The sequence below is a fragment of the Enterobacter cloacae complex sp. P18RS genome, from assembly GCF_014982105.1.
GTDB lineage: Bacteria > Pseudomonadota > Gammaproteobacteria > Enterobacterales > Enterobacteriaceae > Enterobacter > Enterobacter hormaechei_C.
The window spans coordinates 12,259-33,581 of record NZ_JADCKV010000030.1 but is presented as its reverse complement, the minus strand read 5'-3'; the positions used below and the strand labels follow the sequence as shown (position 1 = coordinate 33,581).

Genomic DNA, 21,323 nt, shown 5'->3' with positions numbered 1-21,323 from the left:
ATCGTGTAGTTGTTTTAACGTTCTAACCTTAACTGCTGTAAATTCCCGTCCAGCTGTAAATCCGTCTGTAGCGTCGCCACCTCCCGGCAGATAAACGCCATCTCTTTATGCGCCTCCAGCTTTTTGCGCCATTTTTCCGGCACTTCATCAAGCCTGGCGTAAATTCCTTCCAGACTCTGAAACTCCGTCAGCAGCTGTGCGGCGCTTTTGGGTCCAATACCGGCGACACCCGGCACTTTAGAGCTGCTGATCCCCGCCAGCCCCCAGTAATCCGGCAGTTGCTCAGGCGATACGCCAAACTCGCTGGCAATGAATGGCGCGTCCAGCCAGCGTTTTTGAAAGTAGTCCCGGATGCGGATCGTTGGTGAGAGCAGCTGGCAGTAGCCTTTGTCGGTTGAAACGATAGTTGCCTGATGCCCGGCGCTCGCGACTTTAACCGCCAGCGTTGCGGCTAAATCGTCAGCCTCATTACCGTGGGCGCCCCAGCACGGAACGCCGCGCTGCTCAAAGGCCGCGCGGATAGCGGGCATTTCTGCGTGCAGATCGTCCGGCATTGGCGCACGTCCGGCTTTGTAGTCCGGCAGGCGCTGGTGCCGCCAGCCGGTATTGCGTGCTTCATCGTCGAATACGGCAACAGCGTGGGTGGGTTCGCTATGGCGAATGAGCTGCTCCAGCGCGTGTAAACAGGTGTCCTTGCAGGGGGTGCCCTGTACCGCATGAATACGGCGAATCAGGTTAAGTGCATCGACGATAAGCAAATGAACGGCCACAGATAATCTCCCTTCTGTCTAATGGGGGAAGGGTAACACTGAGCGCAGCATGAAACTATGAATGGTGAGGAAAACAGGAAGAAGCCTCGCAAAACGAGGCTTCCTGAGAGGCTTAATCGCAGGTGACGATCTTCATCGCCAGGCCACCGCGGGAGGTTTCGCGGTATTTGGCGTTCATATCTTTACCGGTTTCGTACATGGTTTCGATAACCTTGTCGAGGCAGACGCGCGGTTCGCTGGTACGACGCAGCGCCATACGGGCCGCGTTCACCGCTTTCACAGAGGCGATGGCGTTACGCTCGATGCATGGCACCTGGACCTGTCCGCCGACCGGATCGCAGGTCAGCCCCAGGTTATGTTCCATGCCGATTTCCGCCGCAATACAAACCTGCGCAGGACTTGCGCCCAGTAATTCGGCCAGACCCGCCGCCGCCATAGAGCAGGCGACGCCCACTTCACCCTGACAGCCCACTTCCGCGCCGGAAATCGAGGCGTTCATCTTGTACAGTGAGCCAATCGCACTGGCGACCAGCATATACCGCGCGAGTGAGTTTGCATTCACTTCACGGATAAACTTGTCGTAATACGCCAGAACCGCCGGAACAATTCCGCACGCCCCGTTGGTTGGCGCGGTGACGACGCGGCCACCCGCGGCGTTCTCTTCGTTCACCGCCAGCGCGAACATGTTGATCCAGTCGACGACGGCCATCGGGTCGGTGGTGGTTTTGTCGGTGCTGACCAGCATGCGGCGCAGCGCAGCCGCACGACGCGGAACACGCAGTTTACCCGGCAGCACGCCTTCGGTGGTGATCCCGCGCTCAATGCCGCTGCGCATCACTTCCCAGACGTTAGCGAAGTGCTGTTCCAGCTCCTCTTTGCTGTGCAGGGCCAGCTCGTTTTTCATCATCAGGCCGGAGAGAGAAAGCCCTGTCTCCTGGCAGTGACGCTGTAAGTCGGCCGCGTTTTTGTAAGGGTACGGCACATCAACGGCAGAATTGGTGCTTTGACCAAAATGGTCCTCGTCGACGATAAACCCGCCGCCGATGGAGTAATACGTCTGGCTGTAAACCGCTTTGTCGCCGGCCAGCGCGGTAATGCGCATGCCATTCTCGTGCAGCGACAGGTTATCCGCATGGAAATTCATGCAGTGATCAACCGGGAATTCAACCTCATGCTCGCCGTTCGCCAGCAGCAAACGACCATGGGTGTTCACGTCCTGGATAAAGCCAGGTATTGCATCAATATCAACGGTATCCGGCAGATTACCCGCCAGCCCCATGATAATGGCAATATCGGTATGGTGGCCTTTACCGGTCAGGGAAAGGGAACCATATACATCGACAACCACGCGGGTGATGTCGTGCAAAATGCCGCGTGCAATCAAGTCATCCGTGAATTGTTTACCGGCTTTCATTGGTCCGACGGTGTGAGAGCTGGAAGGACCAATACCGATTTTGAAGATATCGAATACGCTAATCATGATGCGTCCATTGCTTCAGTCAGAGGGGAGAAGTGCGCCGTCCGCAGACGGCGCAGGAGGTATTAGCTGAACAGCGAGTAGAAAATAGCGGAGATGGCAATCAGGCCCATCACAACAACGAACACGTTGCTGATATGGCCGCTGTATTTACGCATCGCAGGCACTTTCTGAATCGCGTACATCGGCATCAGGAACAGGATCATCGCGATAATCGGGCCGCCCAGGGTTTCAATCATGCCCAGAATGCTTGGGTTCAGGGTGGCTACCGCCCAGGTGGTCACCAGCATGAACAGCGCAGTGATTTTGTTCAGACGGTTGATTTCAATGGTCTTGCCTTTACCACGCAGAGATTTAATCACCATGCCGTTGAAGCCTTCACGTGCGCCCAGGTAGTGGCCCAGGAAGGATTTGGTGATGGCGATAATTGCGATGATCGGCGCCATCCACGCAATCAGCGGTGCGTTAAAGTGGTTTGCCAAGTAAGACAGAATAGAGATGTTCTGCTCTTTCGCCGCCGCCAGATCCGCCGGGGAGAGGCTCAGCACGCAGCTGAACACGAAGAACATTACGGTCAGTACCATCATGATGTGCGCGCGAGCCAGGATGCTGGAGCACTTCTTCTCTGCGCCATTGCCGTACTCTTCACGCTTCGCTACTGCGAAGGAAGAGATGATTGGCGAGTGGTTGAAGGAGAACACCATCACCGGGATCGCCAGCCACAGGGTCAGCAGCAGACCGTTGCCGGTCGTGGATGCGCTGCTCAGAGACAGGGTTTCCAGCGCAGCGCCGTTCCACTGTGGGATCAGGTACAGAGCCAGCACCATCAGAGCCGCAACAAACGGGAACACCAGCACGCTCATCGCTTTCACAATCATCTGCTCGCCGAAGCGCACGATGGTCATCATACCGACGATCAGGATCAGGGACAGAATCGCACGCGGCGGCGGGGTCATCTGAAGCTGGTGCATCATAAAGCTTTCTACGGTGTTGGTGATAGCAACGCTGTACACCAGCAGAATCGGGTAAATCGCGAAGAAGTAGAGCAGGGTAATCAGCTTACCTGCGCCGACGCCGAAGTGTTCTTCAACGACTTCAGTGATATCTTCGCCCGGGTTTTTACCGGACAGCACGAAGCGGGTCAGGCCTCGGTGCGCAAAGAAGGTCATCGGGAAGGCGATGAGAGCCATGATGATCAGCGGGATCATACCGCCGACACCTGCGTTGATAGGAAGGAACAGTACACCAGCGCCGATTGCTGTGCCGTACAGGCCAAGCATCCACATGGTATCCGTTTTGCGCCAACCGCTTCGGGATTCAATCGAAGCAACGGTGCTGGTTTGAGTGGTTTCCATCTGTATCTCCTGGAGGAAGCAAATTGTCAGGTTTTTAGTCAAATCCGATGAAAAAGCGCCTGACGGTAATATGAAATTCGTTCAGTGACGGTTTTTTAATAATTTTTGCCCGTAACTATTGGCGGGCGGAAAGATACATTCTAGTTATGAATCTATCAGTGATCGCGATCCCAAATGCAATAATCCACTTGTGATGTGGGTATCTTTAGACCATTTATCTGTTAAAAAAACATCAAAGAGAATTTACGGGCGCGAAGGCTACCATTAACGACATGTTTTCGAAAAGGTCGACCCGCGAGATAGGTGTCTTTCGCTGTAAAGAAATGGGATTTTAGGATTTTCTGGCGGGTAATTTCGATTAAGACTGATTATTTACGGTTTCAAAAACGAGGTAATCGTTTGCGCAGGCGTCAGATTTGTTAATAACATTGAAGATCGCTATGAATTGCAACACGAATAAAAAAGCCGGATGACGATCCGGCTTGAGAGGAGAGGAATGTCGCTTTACTTGATGATTTCGTAACACGGAATATAGGCAGAGCCTGGAAGCTTCATGCGGTGCTGAGCGACAAAGCCCTGCAACATATCATCCATGCGGCGCATCATCTCCGGATCACCGTGGATCTTATACGGGCCAAACTCTTCAATTGCGCGTATCCCCACCTCTTTCACGTTCCCCGCCACGATGCCAGAGAAGGCGCGACGCAGGTCGGCAGCCAGCACTTCCACCGGCTGATCCGGATAGAGTTTGAGGTTCGCCATGTTCTCATGCGACGGCTCGAAGGGGATCTGAAGATCCGGTGCGATACGGATGGACCAGTTAAAGCTGTAGGCATCACCGGTATCACGACGATTCTCTTTCACCAGCGGCATCGCTTTTTTCATCTGACGGGCCACTTCTGCGGCATCGTCAATAATAATGCGGTAGTGACGGCGCGCGTCTTCGCCCAGCGTATGCACGATAAACTCGTCCAGCACGCGGAAGTAGTCGGCGCTCTCTTTCGGGCCGGTCAGGATCAGCGGCAGAACCTGATCTTTGTTGGCCGGATTCATCAGGATCCCGAGCAGATAAAGCAGCTCTTCCGCCGTACCTACGCCGCCCGGGAAGATAATAATGCCGTGCGCGATACGGACAAACGCCTCAAGACGTTTTTCGATATCCGGCATAATAATCAGTTCGTTAACCAGCGGGTTAGGCGGCTCAGCGGCGATGATCGACGGCTCGGTCATGCCGATAAAACGGCCTTCTTTATAGCGTTGCTGCGCGTGACCTACTGCCGCGCCTTTCATTGGTGCTTCCATCGCGCCAGGACCGCAACCGGTACAGATATTCAGTTCGCGCAGGCCGAGCTGCGTCCCCACGCGGCGGGCATACAGGTATTCGGTTTCGTTAATAGAGTGACCACCCCAGCAGACGACCATGTTCGGCGCTTCGCCCACGTGCAGGGCGCGGGCGTTACGCAGAATAGAGAAGACCAGGTTAGTGATATGAACGGAACTTTCCAGGTCAAGATGCTGGAAACGTCCGGCGTTGCTGATCTGTCCGTTAACAAACAGAATGTCGCGCAGCACGGCAAACAGGTTGGCCTGAAGTGAGCGAATAATACGCCCGTCGACAAAAGCGTCTTCCGGCGGGTTGATCACTTCCAGCTTCACCCCGCGCTCGCGGCGCAGCACGTTGATATCAAAACTTTCGAAGCGGGACAGCAGCTCTTTACTGTTGTCGGTCAGGCTTCCGGAGTTCAGTACGGCAAGTGAACAGTTACGAAACAGTTGATAAAGGTCGCTACTGGCGGTGCGTTTAAGCATGTCCACTTCCAGCTGCGACAACATATCCATAGAGCCAAGCGGGCTAATATGTGTAATCAAGTGAGCTCCTTATGGGACGATTATCGTCTTTCCCTGTTGATTACAATAGCCCTGGCTTATGACGTTTCACAACACTTCGGGCGGAATACCGCCCGCATATTGTGAAAATATTTATCTTACTGGCGCACCAGCCGTCCGGTGGCAGGCACAAAATCGGTATTGGTGCGCCACGGATTGATATCCAAACCGCCGCGACGGGTGTAGCGGGCGTAAACGCTCAGCTTTTCGGGCTGGCAGAAACGCTGGATGTCGTTGAAGATGCGCTCCACGCACTGCTCGTGGAATTCGTTGTGATGACGGAATGATACCAGGTAACGCAACAGCTTTTCACGGTCAATCTGTGGGCCGCGGTACTGGATCTGTACCGAGCCCCAGTCCGGCTGATGGGTGATAAGGCAGTTGGATTTCAGCAGATGGCTGACCAGCGTCTCGTTGACCACTTTTCCGCCCGCCGCGTTTTCCAGGTAGTCGGTGCTAAATTCATAGCTTTCCACCTCAATGTCCTGATCGTCGATGCAGGTGCCGTGGAAATGGGCGACAGGCTGTCCTTCCAGCTCATGCAGACGGTATAACGAGACGGTTACGTTCCCCTGCGCGCACGCGCTTAAATCACGTTCAAGCGTCTGTTGCACCTCGTCCCAGCTGTTGAATTTGGTCTGGTTAAAGCTGTTGAGATAGAGCTTAAAGCTCTTGGATTCGACCAGGTTTACGCTGGCGTAATCCAGCTCGACGTGGCCCACGGCCACCTGCGGCAGACCGCGCGCATTCAGCCAGGAGAGTTCGTACAGCGTCCAGATGTCGCCGCCGACAAACGGCAGCGCGTCAGCGTGCAGCCCGAGAGGATCGCGGTTCAGACTGCGCGGCACGCCCTGCAACAGGCTTGCATCGTAGGTGTCGCGGTAATCGGTCGATTTACCCAGCGTTAAGCCCGTTAACGCCTGATGATTTTCGTAAGACATGTTTCATAGCCACTTTACAGGTACACTTATGGGCTGAGTTTATCCTGTCTTACAAGAAGAGAGAAATCGGTGGATATCGAAACTGCAAATGCCCTGACGTCCTTCACGACCCGCTATTGCGATGCCTGGCATGAAAAGCGGGGGACGTGGCCGCAAAGTACTGACTTATATGGCGTGCCGTCACCGTGCATTATCGCTTCGCAGGATGGTTACGTTATTTGGCAACCGAAACCGTTCACGGGCGAGCAGAATGTAAATGCGGTTGAACGCGCGATGGACATTGTGATACAACCTGCGCTTCATGCATTTTATACCACGCAGTTTGCCGGGGATATGACTGCATGTTTTGCAGGACAGCCGTTGACGCTGCTGCAAACCTGGAGCGAAGACGATCTGCAACGCGTTCAGGAAAACCTCATTGGTCACCTGGTCACGCAAAAACGCCTTAAGCTCTCTCCGACTCTTTTTATTGCGACGCTCGACAGTGAAATGGACGTCATTTCTGTCTGCAACCTGTCTGGCGAGGTCATCAAAGAGACGCTCGGCACCCGCAATCGCGACGTTCTCGCGCCTTCACTTGCGGATTTTCTTACCCAAATTGAGCCGCTTCTGTAATCCATGATGCTACTGGACGTGTGAGAGATCTCTTACACGCTCTGTGAGACATCGCCGAAACAGTTAGCGTTGCCTTAGGAATTTCAGATTAATATTAACTTTTCTTTCAACAGGTTAGTGTTTTTCTGAAAGGAAATCCCCCGTTTCGCCTGGCTTACATTGCTTACAAGGTGGGTTGTAAGACGAAGCAGAATAGCGGATTCTATCTGTGTCGACAGGATGCCGACACGAGAAACGAACATCAGGATGATGGCGTTTCTTACCAGGGACACGTCAGGATGACGCCGCAGGAAGGCTTCAGGATGAAGCAAAGTGGATCACGCAGGATGCGTAAGGGACACCTCCAGGAAGGAGAACGAGAGCCGGTCAGGATGGTCGGTGGGTCAGGATGGCCAGGACGTTTCAGGATGAAACCTACACATCAGGACGATGTGAGCAGGAAGCAAAAGGTAAATGGATGACCAGGCCTTCGGGCATCAGGAAAAGTTGTCACGGATGAGCAGGGAGCACGTATTGTAGCTGGAATGCTGCGAAACGAACCGGGAGCACTGTTTTTACAGTGCTCCCTTTTTTTATTTCTGTCGTCCGCAATGCTATGCTTCGCGCCATTCCGTTTTTCAGTTGAGGTATATATGTCGCATCATGACAACGTTCGTGCGCAGTTGCACGCCATCGAAGCCCTTATGCGCCACCATCAGCTGTGGCAGGATAACGCGCCGCAGCCAGACGCGTTCGCCAGCACCCAACCGTTTTGTCTGGATACGCTGGCCCCGTTCGAGTGGCTCCAGTGGGTCTTAATTCCGCGTATGCACGCGCTGCTGGAAGGTGGTCACGCGTTGCCCGCGTCTTTTGCCGTCTCTCCCTATTACGAAATGGCGCTGGAAGCGACCCACCCGGCGCGTGCCATGATGCTGGTGGAGCTGGAAAAGCTCGATGCGCTTTTCGCCGGTGACGATGCATGACGCTTGAGATCCTTTATCAGGATGAGTGGTTAGTGGCGGTGAATAAACCGTCCGGCTGGCTGGTGCACCGTAGCTGGCTCGATCGCGATGAGAAAGTCGTGGTCATGCAAACCGTGCGCGATCAGATCGGTCAGCACGTCTTTACTGCCCATCGTCTGGATCGGCCAACCTCTGGCGTTCTGCTGATGGGGCTTTCCAGTGGGGCGGGTCGACTGCTTTCGCAGCAGTTTGAGCACCACCAGATGCAAAAGCGCTACCACGCCATCGTGCGTGGCTGGCTGACGGATTCCGCCACGCTTGATTATCCGCTGGTGGAGGAACTGGATAAAATCGCCGATAAATTTGCCCGCGAAGATAAAGGCCCGCAGCCTGCGGTGACCGACTATCGCGGTATGGCGACCACAGAACTGCCGGTGGCGACCAGCAAATTTCCGACCACGCGATACAGTCTGGTTGAGCTTTCGCCCAAAACCGGGCGCAAGCACCAGCTTCGCCGCCACCTTGCACATCTGCGCTACCCGATTATCGGCGACAGCAAGCACGGCGATCTGCGCCAGAACCGCAGCGCGGCCGAGCACTTTGGCTGTAACCGGCTGATGCTGCACGCCAGCGAGCTACGCCTGACGCACCCGTTTACCGGCGAACCGCTGACTATTCGCGCAGGGCTGGACGAGGTCTGGATGCAGGCGCTGTCACAGTTTGGCTGGCTGGGACAACTCCCCGAAAATGAAAGGGTTGAGTTTGCCGCAGGCAACGTTCAGGATGAAAAGCAAGCGCAATAATTACGGGAGCAAAGCATGGCTGAAGTAGGCATTTTTGTCGGCACGATGTACGGCAACTCGCTGCTGGTGGCGGAGGAAGCGGAAGCAATCCTTGTAAACCAGGGCCATAAAGCAACGGTCTATGAAGATCCGGAGCTGGCGGACTGGGAAAAGTATAAAGATAAATACATCCTGGTGGTGACCTCCACCACCGGGCAGGGCGATCTGCCGGACAGCATCGTCCCGCTTTTCCAGGGCATTAAAGACCAGCTCGGCTATCAGCCAGATGTTCACTATGGCATCATCGCCCTCGGCGATAGATCTTACGCTAATTTCTGCGGCGGCGGTAAACAGTTCGACGCGCTGTTGCAGGAACAGAGCGCTCAGCGCGTCGGAGAGATGTTGCTGATTGATGCGGGTGAACACCCTGAGCCAGAAAGCGAGTCAAACCCGTGGGTCGAGCACTGGGCAACGCTGCTTAAATAACCCTGCGCTATACCAATGCCAGGCCGGGTCAGGCGTAGCCGCCTCCCGGCATTACACCCCGCCCCAAACGCCATTTCCGTGAACCACCTTCCACTCCTCTGGGCTTATGCCCTAAACAACCTCCCTCACGCCCTTCAATACTGTGTTTTTGCACGGTGAGGTGAAGAGGCACTCCTTCATATACTTTTCCCGTCACTATAAAACGGCTTCTGGCCGTACCAAAACCAAACACAAATCTCTCATTCTGATTACCCTACAGGTGCTGTACAGAATGAACCAGGCGAAAGCTATGTTTCAGGAGTGCAACAATGAGTACATTAAGCCACGCGGCGAGCAGCGCTGAGAAGCGCACCAACGCCCGCTACTGGATAGTGGTGATGCTGTTTATCGTCACCTCTTTCAACTACGGCGACCGTGCCACGTTATCCATTGCCGGCTCTGAGATGGCAAAGGACATCGGACTTGATCCGGTAGGTATGGGTTATGTTTTCTCCGCATTTTCATGGGCCTACGTAATCGGCCAAATCCCTGGCGGCTGGCTGCTGGACCGCTTTGGTTCAAAACGGGTCTATTTCTGGTCCATTTTCATCTGGTCGATGTTTACCCTGTTACAGGGCTTCGTGGATATCTTCAGCGGCTTCGGCATTATCATTGCGCTCTTTACCCTCCGCTTCCTGGTGGGCTTAGCGGAAGCGCCATCATTCCCTGGCAACAGCCGTATTGTGGCCGCCTGGTTCCCGGCGCAGGAGAGGGGAACGGCGGTAGCCATCTTTAACTCGGCGCAATACTTTGCGACGGTTATTTTCGCGCCAATCATGGGCTGGCTGACGCACGAAGTGGGCTGGTCGCACGTCTTCTTCTTCATGGGCGGGCTGGGGATCGTCATCAGCTTCATCTGGCTGAAAGTGATCCACGAACCAAACCAGCATCCGGGCGTGAACAAGAAAGAGCTGGACTACATTGCTGAAGGCGGGGCGCTGATCAACATGGATCAGAAAACCCAGAAAGCAAAAGTTCCGTTCAGCCAGAAATGGGGGCAGATCAAACAGCTCGTCGGCTCACGAATGATGATCGGTATCTATCTCGGCCAGTACTGCATTAACGCCTTAACCTACTTCTTTATCACCTGGTTCCCGGTTTACCTGGTGCAGGCACGCGGGATGTCGATTCTGAAGGCGGGGTTTGTCGCCTCCGTGCCGGCCATCTGCGGCTTCGTGGGTGGGGTGCTTGGCGGGGTCATCTCCGACTGGCTGATGCGTCGTACCGGTTCGCTGAATATTGCGCGTAAAACGCCAATCGTGCTCGGCATGCTGCTCTCCATGACCATGGTGTTCTGTAACTATGTCAGCGCGGAGTGGATGATTATCGGCTTTATGGCGATGGCCTTCTTCGGTAAAGGCATTGGCGCACTGGGCTGGGCGGTGATGGCAGATACCGCGCCGAAAGAGATCAGCGGCCTGAGCGGCGGTCTGTTCAACATGTTTGGCAACATTTCCGGCATTGTCACCCCAATCGCTATCGGTTACATCGTCGGCACCACTGGCTCCTTCAACGGCGCGCTGATTTATGTGGGCGTCCATGCGCTGGTGGCGGTACTCAGTTATCTGGTGCTGGTGGGTGACATCAAACGAATCGAACTGAAACCTGTTGGGGAGCGCGGATGATGACAACGCAATCAAGCCCGATCGTGACGGAGATGAAGGTCATTCCGGTGGCGGGGCAGGACAGCATGCTGCTCAACATTGGTGGCGCGCATAACGCCTGGTTCACCCGCAACATTGTGGTGCTGACCGACAGCGCAGGGAATACCGGCGTCGGGGAAGCGCCTGGCGGAGAGGTGATTTACCAGACGCTGGTCGACGCCATCCCGCAGGTGGTTGGGCAGGAGGTCGCCCGCCTGAACAAGGTGGTTCAGCGGGTGCATAAGGGTAACCAGTCGGCGGATTTTGATACCTTCGGCAAAGGCGCCTGGACGTTTGAACTGCGCGTTAACGCGGTGGCGGCGCTGGAGGCGGCCCTCCTCGATTTACTGGGCAAGGCGCTGAACGTGCCGGTCTGCGAACTGCTGGGGCCAGGCAAACAGCGTAATGCGGTAACGGTGCTGGGCTATCTGTTCTACGTTGGCGACCGGACGAAAACCGATCTGCCGTATCTGGAACGCTCGCCGGGCAGCCACGAGTGGTATCACCTGCGTCATCAGGAGGCGCTCTCTGACGAGGCGGTGGTACGCCTTGCAGAGGCGGCGCAGGATCGCTACGGCTTCAAAGACTTCAAGCTGAAAGGCGGCGTTCTGCCCGGCGAGCAGGAGATTGACAGCGTGCGCGCGTTGAAAAAACGCTTCCCGGAGGCACGCATCACCGTCGATCCGAACGGCGCCTGGCTGCTGGATGAAGCTATCACGCTGTGCAAAGGGCTGGGCGACGTGCTGACCTACGCGGAAGATCCGTGCGGCGCCGAGCAGGGATTTTCTGGCCGCGAGGTGATGGCCGAATTCCGCCGCGCTACCGGGCTGCCGGTTGCGACCAACATGATCGCCACCAACTGGCGTGAAATGGGCCATGCGGTGATGCTGAATGCGGTGGACATACCGCTGGCGGACCCGCACTTCTGGACCCTTTCCGGCGCGGTGCGCGTGGCGCAGCTGTGCGATGACTGGGGGCTCACCTGGGGCTGCCACTCCAATAACCATTTCGACATTTCGCTGGCGATGTTTACCCACGTTGGCGCGGCGGCGCCGGGCAACCCGACCGCCATCGATACGCACTGGATCTGGCAGGAAGGCGAAGCGCGCCTGACCAAAAATCCACTTGAAATCAAAAACGGCACAATTGCCGTACCGGATGCGCCGGGGCTGGGCGTGGAGCTTGACTGGGATCAGATCCACAAGGCGCATGAAGCGTATAAAAAACTGCCGGGCGGCGCGCGCAACGACGCAGGCCCGATGCAGTACCTTATCCCCGGCTGGACATTTGACCGTAAGCGCCCTGTATTTGGACGTCACTGATAAAAGGATCGAACGATGAGCACATTTTCTACCCCTGTAGTCACCTCCATGCAGATCATTCCTGTCGCGGGACATGACAGCATGCTGATGAACCTGAGCGGCGCCCATGCGCCGTTCTTCACCCGTAATATTGTGGTGATCAAGGACAACTCAGGGCATACCGGTGTCGGTGAAATCCCGGGCGGGGAGAAGATCCGTAAAACGCTGGAGGACGCCATTCCGCTGGTGGTGGGTAAAACGCTGGGCGAGTACAAAAATGTGCTGACTCGCGTGCGTACGACCTTTGCCGATCGTGATGCGGGTGGCCGTGGTCTGCAAACGTTTGATCTGCGCACCACTATCCATGTGGTCACGGGCATTGAAGCCGCGATGCTGGATCTGCTGGGCCAGCATCTTGGCGTCAATGTCGCCTCCCTGCTGGGCGACGGCCAACAGCGCAGCGAAGTGGAAATGCTCGGCTACCTGTTCTTTATCGGCAACCGCAAACTCACCCCGCTGCCGTACCAGAGCCAGCCGGACGAAAAATGCGACTGGTATCGTGTGCGTCACGATGAAGCGATGACCCCGGACGCGGTAGTGCGCCTGGCGGAAGCCGCGTATGAAAAATATGGCTTTAATGACTTCAAGCTGAAAGGCGGTGTACTGGCGGGTGAAGAAGAAGCAGAGGCGATCGCCGCGCTGGCGAAGCGCTTCCCGCAGGCGCGCGTCACGCTGGATCCGAACGGTGCCTGGTCGCTTGATGAGGCGATAAAAATCGGTAAGCAGCTTAAAGGCGTGCTGGCCTATGCGGAAGATCCGTGCGGTGCAGAGCAGGGGTTCTCCGGACGTGAAGTGATGGCGGAGTTCCGTCGCGCCACCGGGCTGCCAACCGCCACCAACATGATCGCGACCGACTGGCGTCAGATGGGGCGCTGCAATCGGTGGACATTCCGCTGGCAGACCCGCACTTCTGGACGATGCAGGGCTCGGTTCGCGTGGCGCAGATGTGCCATGAGTTCGGCCTGACCTGGGGCTCGCACTCCAACAACCACTTCGACATCTCGCTGGCGATGTTCACCCACGTGGCGGCTGCCGCGCCGGGCAACATTACCGCCATCGACACCCACTGGATCTGGCAGGAGGGCAACCAGCGCCTGACCAAACAGCCGTTTGAAATCAAAGGCGGTATGGTACAGGTTCCTGCTACGCCGGGTCTGGGCGTAGAACTGGATATGGACCAGGTCATGAAAGCACATGAGCTGTACCAGAAACACGGTCTGGGTGCGCGTGATGACGCGCTGGCGATGCAATACCTGATCCCAGAGTGGACATTCGACAATAAACGTCCGTGCATGGTACGATAAGCACATTGGGACCGCTCCCATGAGTGGTCCCTTACGTGGTGTATGCTTAACGTAACTAACATGCGTAAGGATGGCTTATGAAAATTGTTATCGCTCCGGACTCGTATAAGGAAAGCTTGAGCGCGCTGGAGGTGGCGACAGCGATAGAGGTCGGTTTTCGCGACATTTTCCCGTCAGCGGACTATGTCAAATTACCGGTTGCCGATGGTGGCGAAGGGACGGTGGAAGCGATGGTGGCAGCCACGCATGGGCGTCTTATCCATGTTCCCGTTACCGGGCCTTTGGGTGAACGCGTGGAAGGGTTTTTCGGGTTATCCGGAGACGGGAAAAGCGCCTTTATCGAGATGGCGGCAGCGAGCGGTCTGGAGCTTGTTGCTCCCGCAAAGCGTAACCCGTTAATCACCACCTCCTGGGGAACCGGGGAACTGATCCGTCACGCGCTGGATGCGGGCGTTAAGCATATCATTATTGGCATTGGAGGCAGCGCGACCAATGACGGTGGCGCAGGCATGGTGCAGGCGCTGGGCGTAAAACTGCTGGATGCGAAAGCGCAGCCCGTAGGGCCGGGCGGCGGCGAACTGGCAAGCCTTGCACATATCGATCTTAGCGGGCTGGATAAGCGGCTGGCAGACTGTCGAATTGAAGTGGCCTGCGATGTAACCAACCCTCTGATCGGCGAGACAGGCGCTTCTGCGGTATTTGGTCCGCAGAAAGGGGCGACGCCGGAGATGGTCAGGACGCTGGACAACGCGCTGGCGCATTACGCAAAAATTATCGCCCGGGATCTGGATATTGACGTCTTAAACCTGGCGGGCGGCGGTGCGGCTGGCGGAATGGGGGCGGCGCTGTATGCATTTTGCGGCGCACAGCTCCGTCAGGGGATTGAGATTGTCACCGATGCCCTGCATCTTGATGAACAGGTCGCGGACGCCGATCTGGTGATCACGGGCGAAGGGCGTATCGACAGCCAGACGATCCACGGCAAAGTGCCCGTTGGCGTGGCGAGAGTCGCGAAACGCTATAACAAGCCAGTTATCGGCATTGCCGGCAGCCTGACGGCGGATGTTGGCGTGGTGCATGAGCATGGACTGGATGCCGTATTCAGCGTGATCTACACCATCTGCTCGCTGGAGGATGCGCTGGAAAATGCGCAACAGAATGTACAGTTGGCCGCAAGGAATATTGCGGCGGTGATAAAGATGGGGCAGGGGATGTCGCGTTAACGTTCGTTCTCCTGTAGGCCCGGTAAGCGAAGCGCCACCGGGCTTTGGTCTTAGCTCCCCAACACCTTCATTGCTTCCCGCGTCACGTTGTCCATCTCGTCCAGCAGCTCCAGGAACTCCGGTTCGAGATCGGATTCTGGCGTACCCGCGCGGAGCTGCTGTTCAAGCAACTGGCAGAGATTTTTCAACCGCGGTACGCCGCTGTAGCCGCAGCTGCCATGCAGTTTATGAATGGCTTCCAGCAGTCCTTCGGGGTTTTCACCCACCAGCTGTTCTTCAACCTTGTTACGGATCTCAGGCAGGAAGTCCGCCAGCATTTGCAGCATATCGCGGGCCAGATCGGGTTTGCCTGCCGCCTGGCGCAGCGCCAGTTGCCAGTCAAACGTGGCATTCTGGTTAACGCTGATCTCCGGCGATTCAGCTGTGATGGTGTATGTCCCGCCAATGTGCCCCGGCTTGTAGCGCAGCAGCAGGCTGTGCAGCTTCTCTTCGTCGATCGGTTTCGCCAGATAATCGTTCATGCCCGCACCCAGCAGTTTCTCCTTTTGCCCCGCCATCGCGTGCGCCGTCACGGCAATCACCGGCGTCTGCTGCTGGTGCGGAAGCTGGCGAATCAACTCGCAGGCACGGATGCCATCCATGCCCGGCATCTGAATATCCATCAGGATCAGGTCGAACTGCATCTGTTTGGCTTGTTCCACGGCTTCGGCGCCGCTGGTACACAGCTCAACATGCTGAACCTGATCCTCAAGCAGCACGCCAATCAGCTTCAGGTTCGCCGGGTTATCGTCCACGGCCATCACCGTCATCGGCAGCTTATGTTCGTCGTTTTCCAGCGGCAGGGACTGATGCGTCAGACGGCAATATTCGGTCAACGCAGGTAACAGCCGTGTGGCGGTGAGGGGTTTCAGCAGACACGCCGCCGCTCCGTCGTTTTTCAGCTCTTCGGCGTTGATTTGGGCGTGGCACGGCAGCGCCAGCAGCAGGTAGTCCGTCATTGAGGCCGCCTTCGCCAGGCGTTCCTGCTGCATGGTCAGTTCTCCGGTAAACGTCACCGGAATCCCCAACAACAGGATATCGTAATGATCGTTCGCCAGCGCGGAGAAGGTCGGGCTGTAGATGACCTCCAGCGGCGTGCTGCTTAATACATCAAGCGTACACTGCGCCGCCGCGGCGTTCGGTTCCACATAGGCCAGACGCATCCCCTTCAGGCAGCCGGTGACCGGGCCGTCGGTCTGCACGTTCGGGTTAAGATCAAGGTTGATATGGAACCAGAAGGTTGAGCCCCGGTTAGGCTGGCTGTGGAAGGAGATATCGCCTCCCATCTCTTTCACCAGCTTTTGGGTGATCACCAGCCCCAGGCCCGTTCCGCCGTGACGACGGGAAATGCTCGCATCGGCCTGGCGGAAAGCCTGGAACAGACGCGTCTGATCGCGCTCCGGAATACCGATGCCGGTATCCCGGATCTGCACTTCAATCTGGACTTTGTTATTACTGAGCGCCCTTTTTTCGACCAGAATGTCGATGTTGCCGCTCTCGGTGAACTTAATCGCGTTGCCCACCAGATTGGTAATGACCTGTTGCAGGCGCAGCGGGTCGCCAATGACGTTATCCGGCACATCATTTTTAATATTGAGCGTCAGTTCCAGACCCTTATCATGCGATGAGTGGGCAAGAAGCGTGACCACGTCATCCAGCGTGCTGCGCAGCGGGAAGGGAATACTCTCCAGAATCAGCTTGCCCGCTTCCAGCTTCGAGAAGTCCAGTACGTCGTTAATAATGGTCAGCAGGTTGTTGGCTGAGCGTTCAATGGTATGCAGATGGTCACGCTGGGTCGGGTTCAGCTCGCTTTTGAGCGTCAGACGGGTGAAGCCAATCACCCCGTTCAGCGGCGTGCGCAGCTCGTGCGACATGTTCGCCAGGAACTCAGACTTAATACGTGCCGCCTCCTGCGCACGTTTTTTCGCCAGATCCAGCTCCACGTTCTGGATCTCCATCTGCTCCAGCGTTTCGCGCAGGTCAGAGGTGGCCTGGTCAACGTTGTGCTGCATCTCTTCGTGATAAGCCGCCAGCGACATCGCCATTGAGTTGATGCCATTTTTCAGCATATCCAGCTCGCCGAGCATAAAGCCTTCCACGCGGCTGTCGAGCTGACCCCGGCGGATCCGGTCAACGGTATTCACCATGTTGCGGATAGGCCCCGTGACGTCGCGCATCAGTCGCCAGCCGAAGATCAGCGCGATGCCGATACAGAACAGCATCATCACGCCGGAGATGAATATTTCTTTGTACTGCTGGAGCCGTACCGACTTAAGATCCAGCTCCAGCGCCACATATCCCAGCATATTATTGCTGGACTTCGCATCGGACTGGGCGGATTCATCGGGTGAATAGCTTTCGGAGATAATCGGCGTGCGCAGGATCATGATATCGCCGCGCCGCAACACCGTAAGGTGACGCGGGAAGGGGGTACCATCCGGGATTTTCAGCGACGTGGGATCCAGATGGAAATTCGAGGTGACGAACAGACGGTTATGCTCATCGTAAACGGAAATGGCGCGCACAATCTCTGAATGACGGCGGTGCAGCACGCTGATTAACTGACCAATGGATTCACGGTTTTGCAGGTTCATACCGTACTCGCTGGAGACGGCCAGCGGTTCGATAATGCTGGCCCCGGCATCTTCAAGCTGTCTCTGCAAATCGTTATAGCGATGCACCACAAAGAAAATGCTCAGCAGCAAACCGATGAGAACGGTAGGAGCGAGGATCAAAATCATCATGCGCGCGCGCAGGCTGTAGTTGGTCATGGAGTTCCGTTATGGGACAATCAGGCTAATTATGTTTATTTGAGAACAATCTCGGCGATGGCGCAATTCTACTCTGCAAAACGACGCGTGACGACGCGTCAGATCATAACTGTTGAAGCCACGGACCTCGATCCTTTTGGACAGGGGGTGGCGCGTCACAAGGGTAAGACACTGTTTATCACAGGTTTGCTGCCAGGAGAACGCGCAGATATTACGCTGACGGAAGAAAAACGTCAGTATGCGCGCGGTCAGGTCAAGCGCCGTCTTAATGATAGCCCGGAGCGCGTGATGCCTCGCTGCCCCCATTTTGGCGTCTGCGGTGGCTGCCAGCAACAGCATGCCAGCACAGAATTACAGCAAAAAAGTAAAAGCAGCGCGCTGGCCCGCCTGGTCGGACACGACGTGAATGACATCATTGCCGATCGGCCCTGGGGCTACCGTCGCCGCGCTCGGCTGAGCCTCAGCTACCAGTCCAAAACCGAGCGGCTGGAGATGGGTTTTCGCAAAGCCGGCTCCAGCGATATCGTCTCTGTCACGCAGTGCCCTGTTTTGGTGCCCCATCTTGAGGCGTTGCTCCCGGACGTGCACCACTGTCTTGCATCGCTGGATGGCGTGCGTTCGCTGGGCCATGTCGAACTGGTGCTGGCCAACAGTGGCCCGCTGATGGTACTGCGCCACACCGCGCCGCTGTCAAAGGCAGATCGCGAAAAACTGGAACGCTTTTCGCATTCTCATGAGCTTGCGCTTTTCCTCGCGCCGCAAAGCGAGATACTTGAGCAGGTCAGCGGAGAAGCGCCCTGGTATGCGTCAGACGGGCTACGCTTAACGTTCAGCCCGCGGGATTTTATCCAGGTTAACGACGGCGTGAACCAGCAGATGGTGGCGAACGCGCTGGCGTGGCTGGACGTACAGCCCACTGACCGGGTGCTCGATCTGTTCTGCGGTATGGGGAACTTTACCCTGCCGCTGGCCCGCAAAGCAGCAAGCGTGGTCGGGGTGGAAGGCGTTGAGGCGCTGGTGGTGAAAGGCCAGGAAAACGCCCAACAGAACGGCTTGCAAAATGTGACATTCTTTCATCAAAATCTTGAGGATGATGTTACTCAGCAACCGTGGGCTAAGCAGGGCTTTGATAAGATCCTGCTCGACCCGGCGCGCGCAGGTGCGCCGGGCGTGATGCAGCATATAATTAAACTCGCGCCTGAACGCGTGGTCTATGTTTCCTGTAACCCGGCGACGCTTGCCCGTGACAGCGAAGCATTATTGAGCGGGGGTTACCAGATTCGACGTCTGGCAATGCTGGACATGTTCCCGCACACTGGTCATCTGGAATCGATGGTGTTGTTCGAGCACATCTAATGAGTTTGGCTTGTCGACTTCGACAGGCCCTTGTCCCTAAAGGAGAGGACGATGGTTGCGGTAAGAAGTGCACATTTAAATAAAGCTGGTGAGTTTGACCCTCAAAAATGGATCGCAAGTCTGGGGATTTCCAGCCAGCAGTCGTGTGAACGCTTAACCGAAACCTGGGCCTATTGTTTACGCACAACGCAGGGGCATCCGGACGCTGAACTGCTGTTGTGGCGCGGCGTGGAGATGGTTGAAATTCTCTCCATGCTGAACATGGATATCGAAACGCTACAGGCCGCACTGCTGTTCCCCCTGGCGGACGCCGACGTGGTGACGGAAGACGTCCTGCGTGAAAGCGTCGGCCAGTCCGTCGTGGCGCTTATCCACGGCGTGCGTGACATGGCAGCCATTCGTCAGCTTAAAGCCGCCCAAACGGACTCTGTCTCTTCCGAGCAGGTGGATAACGTCCGTCGCATGCTGCTGGCGATGGTAGATGATTTCCGCTGCGTGGTTATCAAGCTGGCCGAACGGGTTGCCCATCTGCGTGAAGTGAAGGATGCGCCGGAAGACGAGCGCGTCCTGGCCGCTAAAGAGTGTACGAATATCTATGCGCCGCTGGCGAACCGTCTCGGTATCGGGCAACTGAAGTGGGAGCTGGAAGATTACTGCTTCCGCTATCTGCATCCGGCGGAATACAAACGCATTGCAAAATTGCTGCACGAACGCCGCATTGACCGCGAGCACTATATCGAGGAATTTGTCAGCGGGCTGCGCCAGTCGATGAAAGAGGAGAATGTGCGCGCCGAGGTCTACGGGCGTCCAAAGCACATCTACAGCATCTGGCGCAAAATGCAGAAGAAACATCTCGCCTTTGACGAGCTGTTTGACGTGCGCGCCGTACGTATCGTGGCAGAGCGTCTCCAGGACTGCTATGCCGCGCTGGGGATAGTGCATACTCACTTCCGCCATCTGCCGGATGAGTTCGATGACTACGTCGCCAACCCCAAACCAAACGGCTATCAGTCTATTCATACCGTGGTGCTCGGCCCTGGCGGCAAAACGGTGGAAATTCAGATCCGTACCAAACAGATGCACGAAGACGCCGAGCTGGGCGTGGCGGCGCACTGGAAATACAAAGAGGGTACCTCCGGCGGCGGTCGCTCCGGTCACGAGGACCGTATCGCCTGGCTGCGTAAGCTGATTGCGTGGCAGGAAGAGATGGCCGACTCCGGCGAAATGCTCGACGAAGTGCGCAGTCAGGTCTTCGACGATCGCGTCTACGTCTTTACCCCGAAAGGGGATGTTGTTGATTTGCCGGCAGGCTCCACGCCGCTCGATTTCGCCTACCACATCCACAGCGATGTGGGGCACCGTTGCATCGGGGCGAAGATCGGCGGACGTATCGTACCGTTTACCTACCAGCTCCAGATGGGCGATCAGATTGAAATCATCACCCAGAAGCAGCCAAACCCAAGCCGCGACTGGCTGAATCCGAACCTCGGTTACGTTACCACCAGCCGTGGGCGCTCTAAAATCCACGCCTGGTTCCGCAAGCAGGATCGTGACAAGAACATCCTTGCCGGTCGTCAGATCCTGGACGACGAGCTGGAACATATCGGGATAAGCCTGAAAGAGGCGGAGAAGTTCCTGCTGCCGCGCTACAACTTCAACGAGCTCGACGAACTGTTAGCGGCGATTGGTGGCGGCGATATCCGCCTGAACCAGATGGTGAACTTCCTGCAAGCGCAGTTCAACAAGCCAAGCGCAGCGGAGCAGGATGCGGCAGCGCTGAAACAACTCCAGCAGAAAACCTACGCTCCGCAGCAGCGCAGCAAGGACAATGGCCGCGTGGTGGTTGAAGGGGTGGGTAACCTCATGCACCATATTGCCCGCTGCTGCCAGCCGATCCCGGGAGACGATATTGTCGGCTTTATCACCCAGGGGCGTGGGATCTCGATTCACCGCTCCGACTGCGATCAGCTTGCAGAGCTGCAATCGCATGCGCCGGAACGTATCGTGGAAGCCGTCTGGGGGGAGAGCTACTCGGCGGGTTACTCGCTGGTGGTGCGCGTCACTGCCAACGACCGCAGCGGCCTGCTGCGCGACATCACCACCATTCTCGCCAACGAGAAGGTCAACGTGCTGGGCGTTGCCAGCCGCAGCGATACCCGCGAGCAGCTTGCCACCATCGATATGACTATCGAAATCTATAACCTTCAGGTGCTGGGCCGCGTACTCGGCAAACTGAACCAGGTGCCGGATGTGATTGACGCGCGTCGTCTGCACGGCGGCTAAACATCCTCTTCTGTAGGCCGGGTAAGGCAACGCCGCCACCCGGCTCAGGC

At 56.5% G+C, this 21,323-nt stretch carries 15 protein-coding genes and 1 pseudogene; 10 read left to right on the top strand and 6 right to left on the bottom strand.

The genetic code is table 11. The annotated features are described in order from the left end of the window. Window positions 1-14: 14 nt before the first annotated feature. The 5 genes from xni to queF all read right to left on the bottom strand — a co-directional run bounded on the left by xni (window position 15) and on the right by queF (window position 6,430). Window positions 15-770, bottom strand: coding sequence for a flap endonuclease Xni (gene xni / locus INF61_RS20680; RefSeq protein ID WP_023295348.1), 756 nt, complete (start codon window positions 768-770; stop codon window positions 15-17). Window positions 771-882: 112 nt separating this feature from the next. Next, window positions 883-2,250, bottom strand: a complete 1,368-nt coding sequence (locus tag INF61_RS20675; RefSeq protein ID WP_015571736.1) for an L-serine ammonia-lyase — start codon at window positions 2,248-2,250, stop codon at window positions 883-885. A gap of 62 nt (window positions 2,251-2,312) precedes the next feature. Further along, complete coding sequence (locus INF61_RS20670) at window positions 2,313-3,602, bottom strand: HAAAP family serine/threonine permease (protein ID WP_003862749.1); 1,290 nt, start codon at window positions 3,600-3,602, stop codon at window positions 2,313-2,315. Window positions 3,603-4,106: 504 nt separating this feature from the next. Further along, entirely contained in the window at window positions 4,107-5,471 is a 1,365-nt protein-coding gene (gene ppnN / locus INF61_RS20665; RefSeq protein WP_003862748.1) for a nucleotide 5'-monophosphate nucleosidase PpnN, read from the bottom strand. Between the two features lie 116 nt (window positions 5,472-5,587). After that, on the bottom strand, window positions 5,588-6,430 hold the full coding sequence (queF, locus tag INF61_RS20660; RefSeq protein WP_015571734.1) for an NADPH-dependent 7-cyano-7-deazaguanine reductase QueF: 843 nt from the start codon (window positions 6,428-6,430) through the stop codon (window positions 5,588-5,590). Between the two features lie 69 nt (window positions 6,431-6,499). Between queF and syd the strand changes: the two genes are divergently transcribed. The 8 genes and pseudogenes from syd (at window position 6,500) to INF61_RS20620 (ending at window position 14,824) form a co-directional block, all read left to right on the top strand. After that, window positions 6,500-7,045: a SecY-interacting protein gene (syd, locus tag INF61_RS20655; protein WP_063134874.1), complete on the top strand. Its 546-nt coding sequence runs from the start codon at window positions 6,500-6,502 to the stop codon at window positions 7,043-7,045. Between the two features lie 632 nt (window positions 7,046-7,677). Beyond that, on the top strand, window positions 7,678-8,007 hold the full coding sequence (locus INF61_RS20650) for a YqcC family protein (protein ID WP_045347787.1): 330 nt from the start codon (window positions 7,678-7,680) through the stop codon (window positions 8,005-8,007). Next, entirely contained in the window at window positions 8,004-8,789 is a 786-nt protein-coding gene (truC, locus tag INF61_RS20645) for a tRNA pseudouridine(65) synthase TruC (RefSeq protein ID WP_193548086.1), read from the top strand. The genes INF61_RS20650 and truC overlap by 4 nt, the downstream gene beginning before the upstream one ends. Window positions 8,790-8,804: 15 nt before the next feature. Then, on the top strand, window positions 8,805-9,254 hold the full coding sequence (locus tag INF61_RS20640; RefSeq protein ID WP_045911283.1) for a flavodoxin: 450 nt from the start codon (window positions 8,805-8,807) through the stop codon (window positions 9,252-9,254). Between the two features lie 308 nt (window positions 9,255-9,562). Then, on the top strand, window positions 9,563-10,918 hold the full coding sequence (gene gudP / locus INF61_RS20635; protein WP_003862734.1) for a galactarate/glucarate/glycerate transporter GudP: 1,356 nt from the start codon (window positions 9,563-9,565) through the stop codon (window positions 10,916-10,918). Beyond that, window positions 10,918-12,258, top strand: a complete 1,341-nt coding sequence (locus INF61_RS20630) for an enolase C-terminal domain-like protein (protein ID WP_193548087.1) — start codon at window positions 10,918-10,920, stop codon at window positions 12,256-12,258. Before gudP ends, INF61_RS20630 begins: the two co-directional genes overlap by 1 nt. A gap of 15 nt (window positions 12,259-12,273) precedes the next feature. Further along, window positions 12,274-13,601 (top strand): annotated as a pseudogene (gene gudD / locus INF61_RS20625) (glucarate dehydratase). Window positions 13,602-13,678: 77 nt separating this feature from the next. After that, window positions 13,679-14,824 carry a glycerate kinase gene (locus INF61_RS20620; protein WP_193548085.1) on the top strand — a complete coding sequence of 382 codons (1,146 nt, stop codon included), beginning with the start codon at window positions 13,679-13,681 and terminating at the stop codon, window positions 14,822-14,824. A 50-nt stretch (window positions 14,825-14,874) separates the two neighbouring features. Here INF61_RS20620 and barA read toward each other — a convergent pair whose 3' ends face one another. Beyond that, a complete protein-coding gene (barA, locus tag INF61_RS20615; protein ID WP_193548084.1) occupies window positions 14,875-17,634 on the bottom strand; it encodes a two-component sensor histidine kinase BarA in 2,760 nt (919 codons plus the stop codon). Window positions 17,635-17,691: 57 nt separating this feature from the next. Here barA and rlmD point away from each other — a divergent pair, with 57 nt between their 5' ends. Together rlmD and relA are read left to right on the top strand one after the other, a co-directional pair. Further along, window positions 17,692-18,990 (top strand): 23S rRNA (uracil(1939)-C(5))-methyltransferase RlmD, encoded by a 1,299-nt coding sequence (gene rlmD / locus INF61_RS20610; RefSeq protein WP_023295343.1) that lies wholly within the window; start codon window positions 17,692-17,694, stop codon window positions 18,988-18,990. A gap of 51 nt (window positions 18,991-19,041) precedes the next feature. Then, window positions 19,042-21,273, top strand: coding sequence for a GTP diphosphokinase (gene relA, locus INF61_RS20605; RefSeq protein WP_003862722.1), 2,232 nt, complete (start codon window positions 19,042-19,044; stop codon window positions 21,271-21,273). Window positions 21,274-21,323 lie beyond the last annotated feature (50 nt).

What these genes read in the sequence shown, in the direction of transcription:
- INF61_RS20675 (WP_015571736.1), bottom strand. Translation starts at nt 2,250, where the DNA reads ATGATTAGCGTATTCGATATCTTCAAAATCGGTATTGGTCCTTCCAGC.
- INF61_RS20670 (WP_003862749.1), bottom strand. Translation starts at nt 3,602, where the DNA reads ATGGAAACCACTCAAACCAGCACCGTTGCTTCGATTGAATCCCGAAGC.
- queF (WP_015571734.1), bottom strand. Translation starts at nt 6,430, where the DNA reads ATGTCTTACGAAAATCATCAGGCGTTAACGGGCTTAACGCTGGGTAAA.
- INF61_RS20650 (WP_045347787.1), top strand. Translation starts at nt 7,678, where the DNA reads ATGTCGCATCATGACAACGTTCGTGCGCAGTTGCACGCCATCGAAGCC.
- truC (WP_193548086.1), top strand. Translation starts at nt 8,004, where the DNA reads ATGACGCTTGAGATCCTTTATCAGGATGAGTGGTTAGTGGCGGTGAAT.
- INF61_RS20640 (WP_045911283.1), top strand. Translation starts at nt 8,805, where the DNA reads ATGGCTGAAGTAGGCATTTTTGTCGGCACGATGTACGGCAACTCGCTG.
- gudP (WP_003862734.1), top strand. Translation starts at nt 9,563, where the DNA reads ATGAGTACATTAAGCCACGCGGCGAGCAGCGCTGAGAAGCGCACCAAC.
- INF61_RS20630 (WP_193548087.1), top strand. Translation starts at nt 10,918, where the DNA reads ATGACAACGCAATCAAGCCCGATCGTGACGGAGATGAAGGTCATTCCG.
- INF61_RS20620 (WP_193548085.1), top strand. Translation starts at nt 13,679, where the DNA reads ATGAAAATTGTTATCGCTCCGGACTCGTATAAGGAAAGCTTGAGCGCG.
- barA (WP_193548084.1), bottom strand. Translation starts at nt 17,634, where the DNA reads ATGACCAACTACAGCCTGCGCGCGCGCATGATGATTTTGATCCTCGCT.
- rlmD (WP_023295343.1), top strand. Translation starts at nt 17,692, where the DNA reads ATGGCGCAATTCTACTCTGCAAAACGACGCGTGACGACGCGTCAGATC.
- relA (WP_003862722.1), top strand. Translation starts at nt 19,042, where the DNA reads ATGGTTGCGGTAAGAAGTGCACATTTAAATAAAGCTGGTGAGTTTGAC.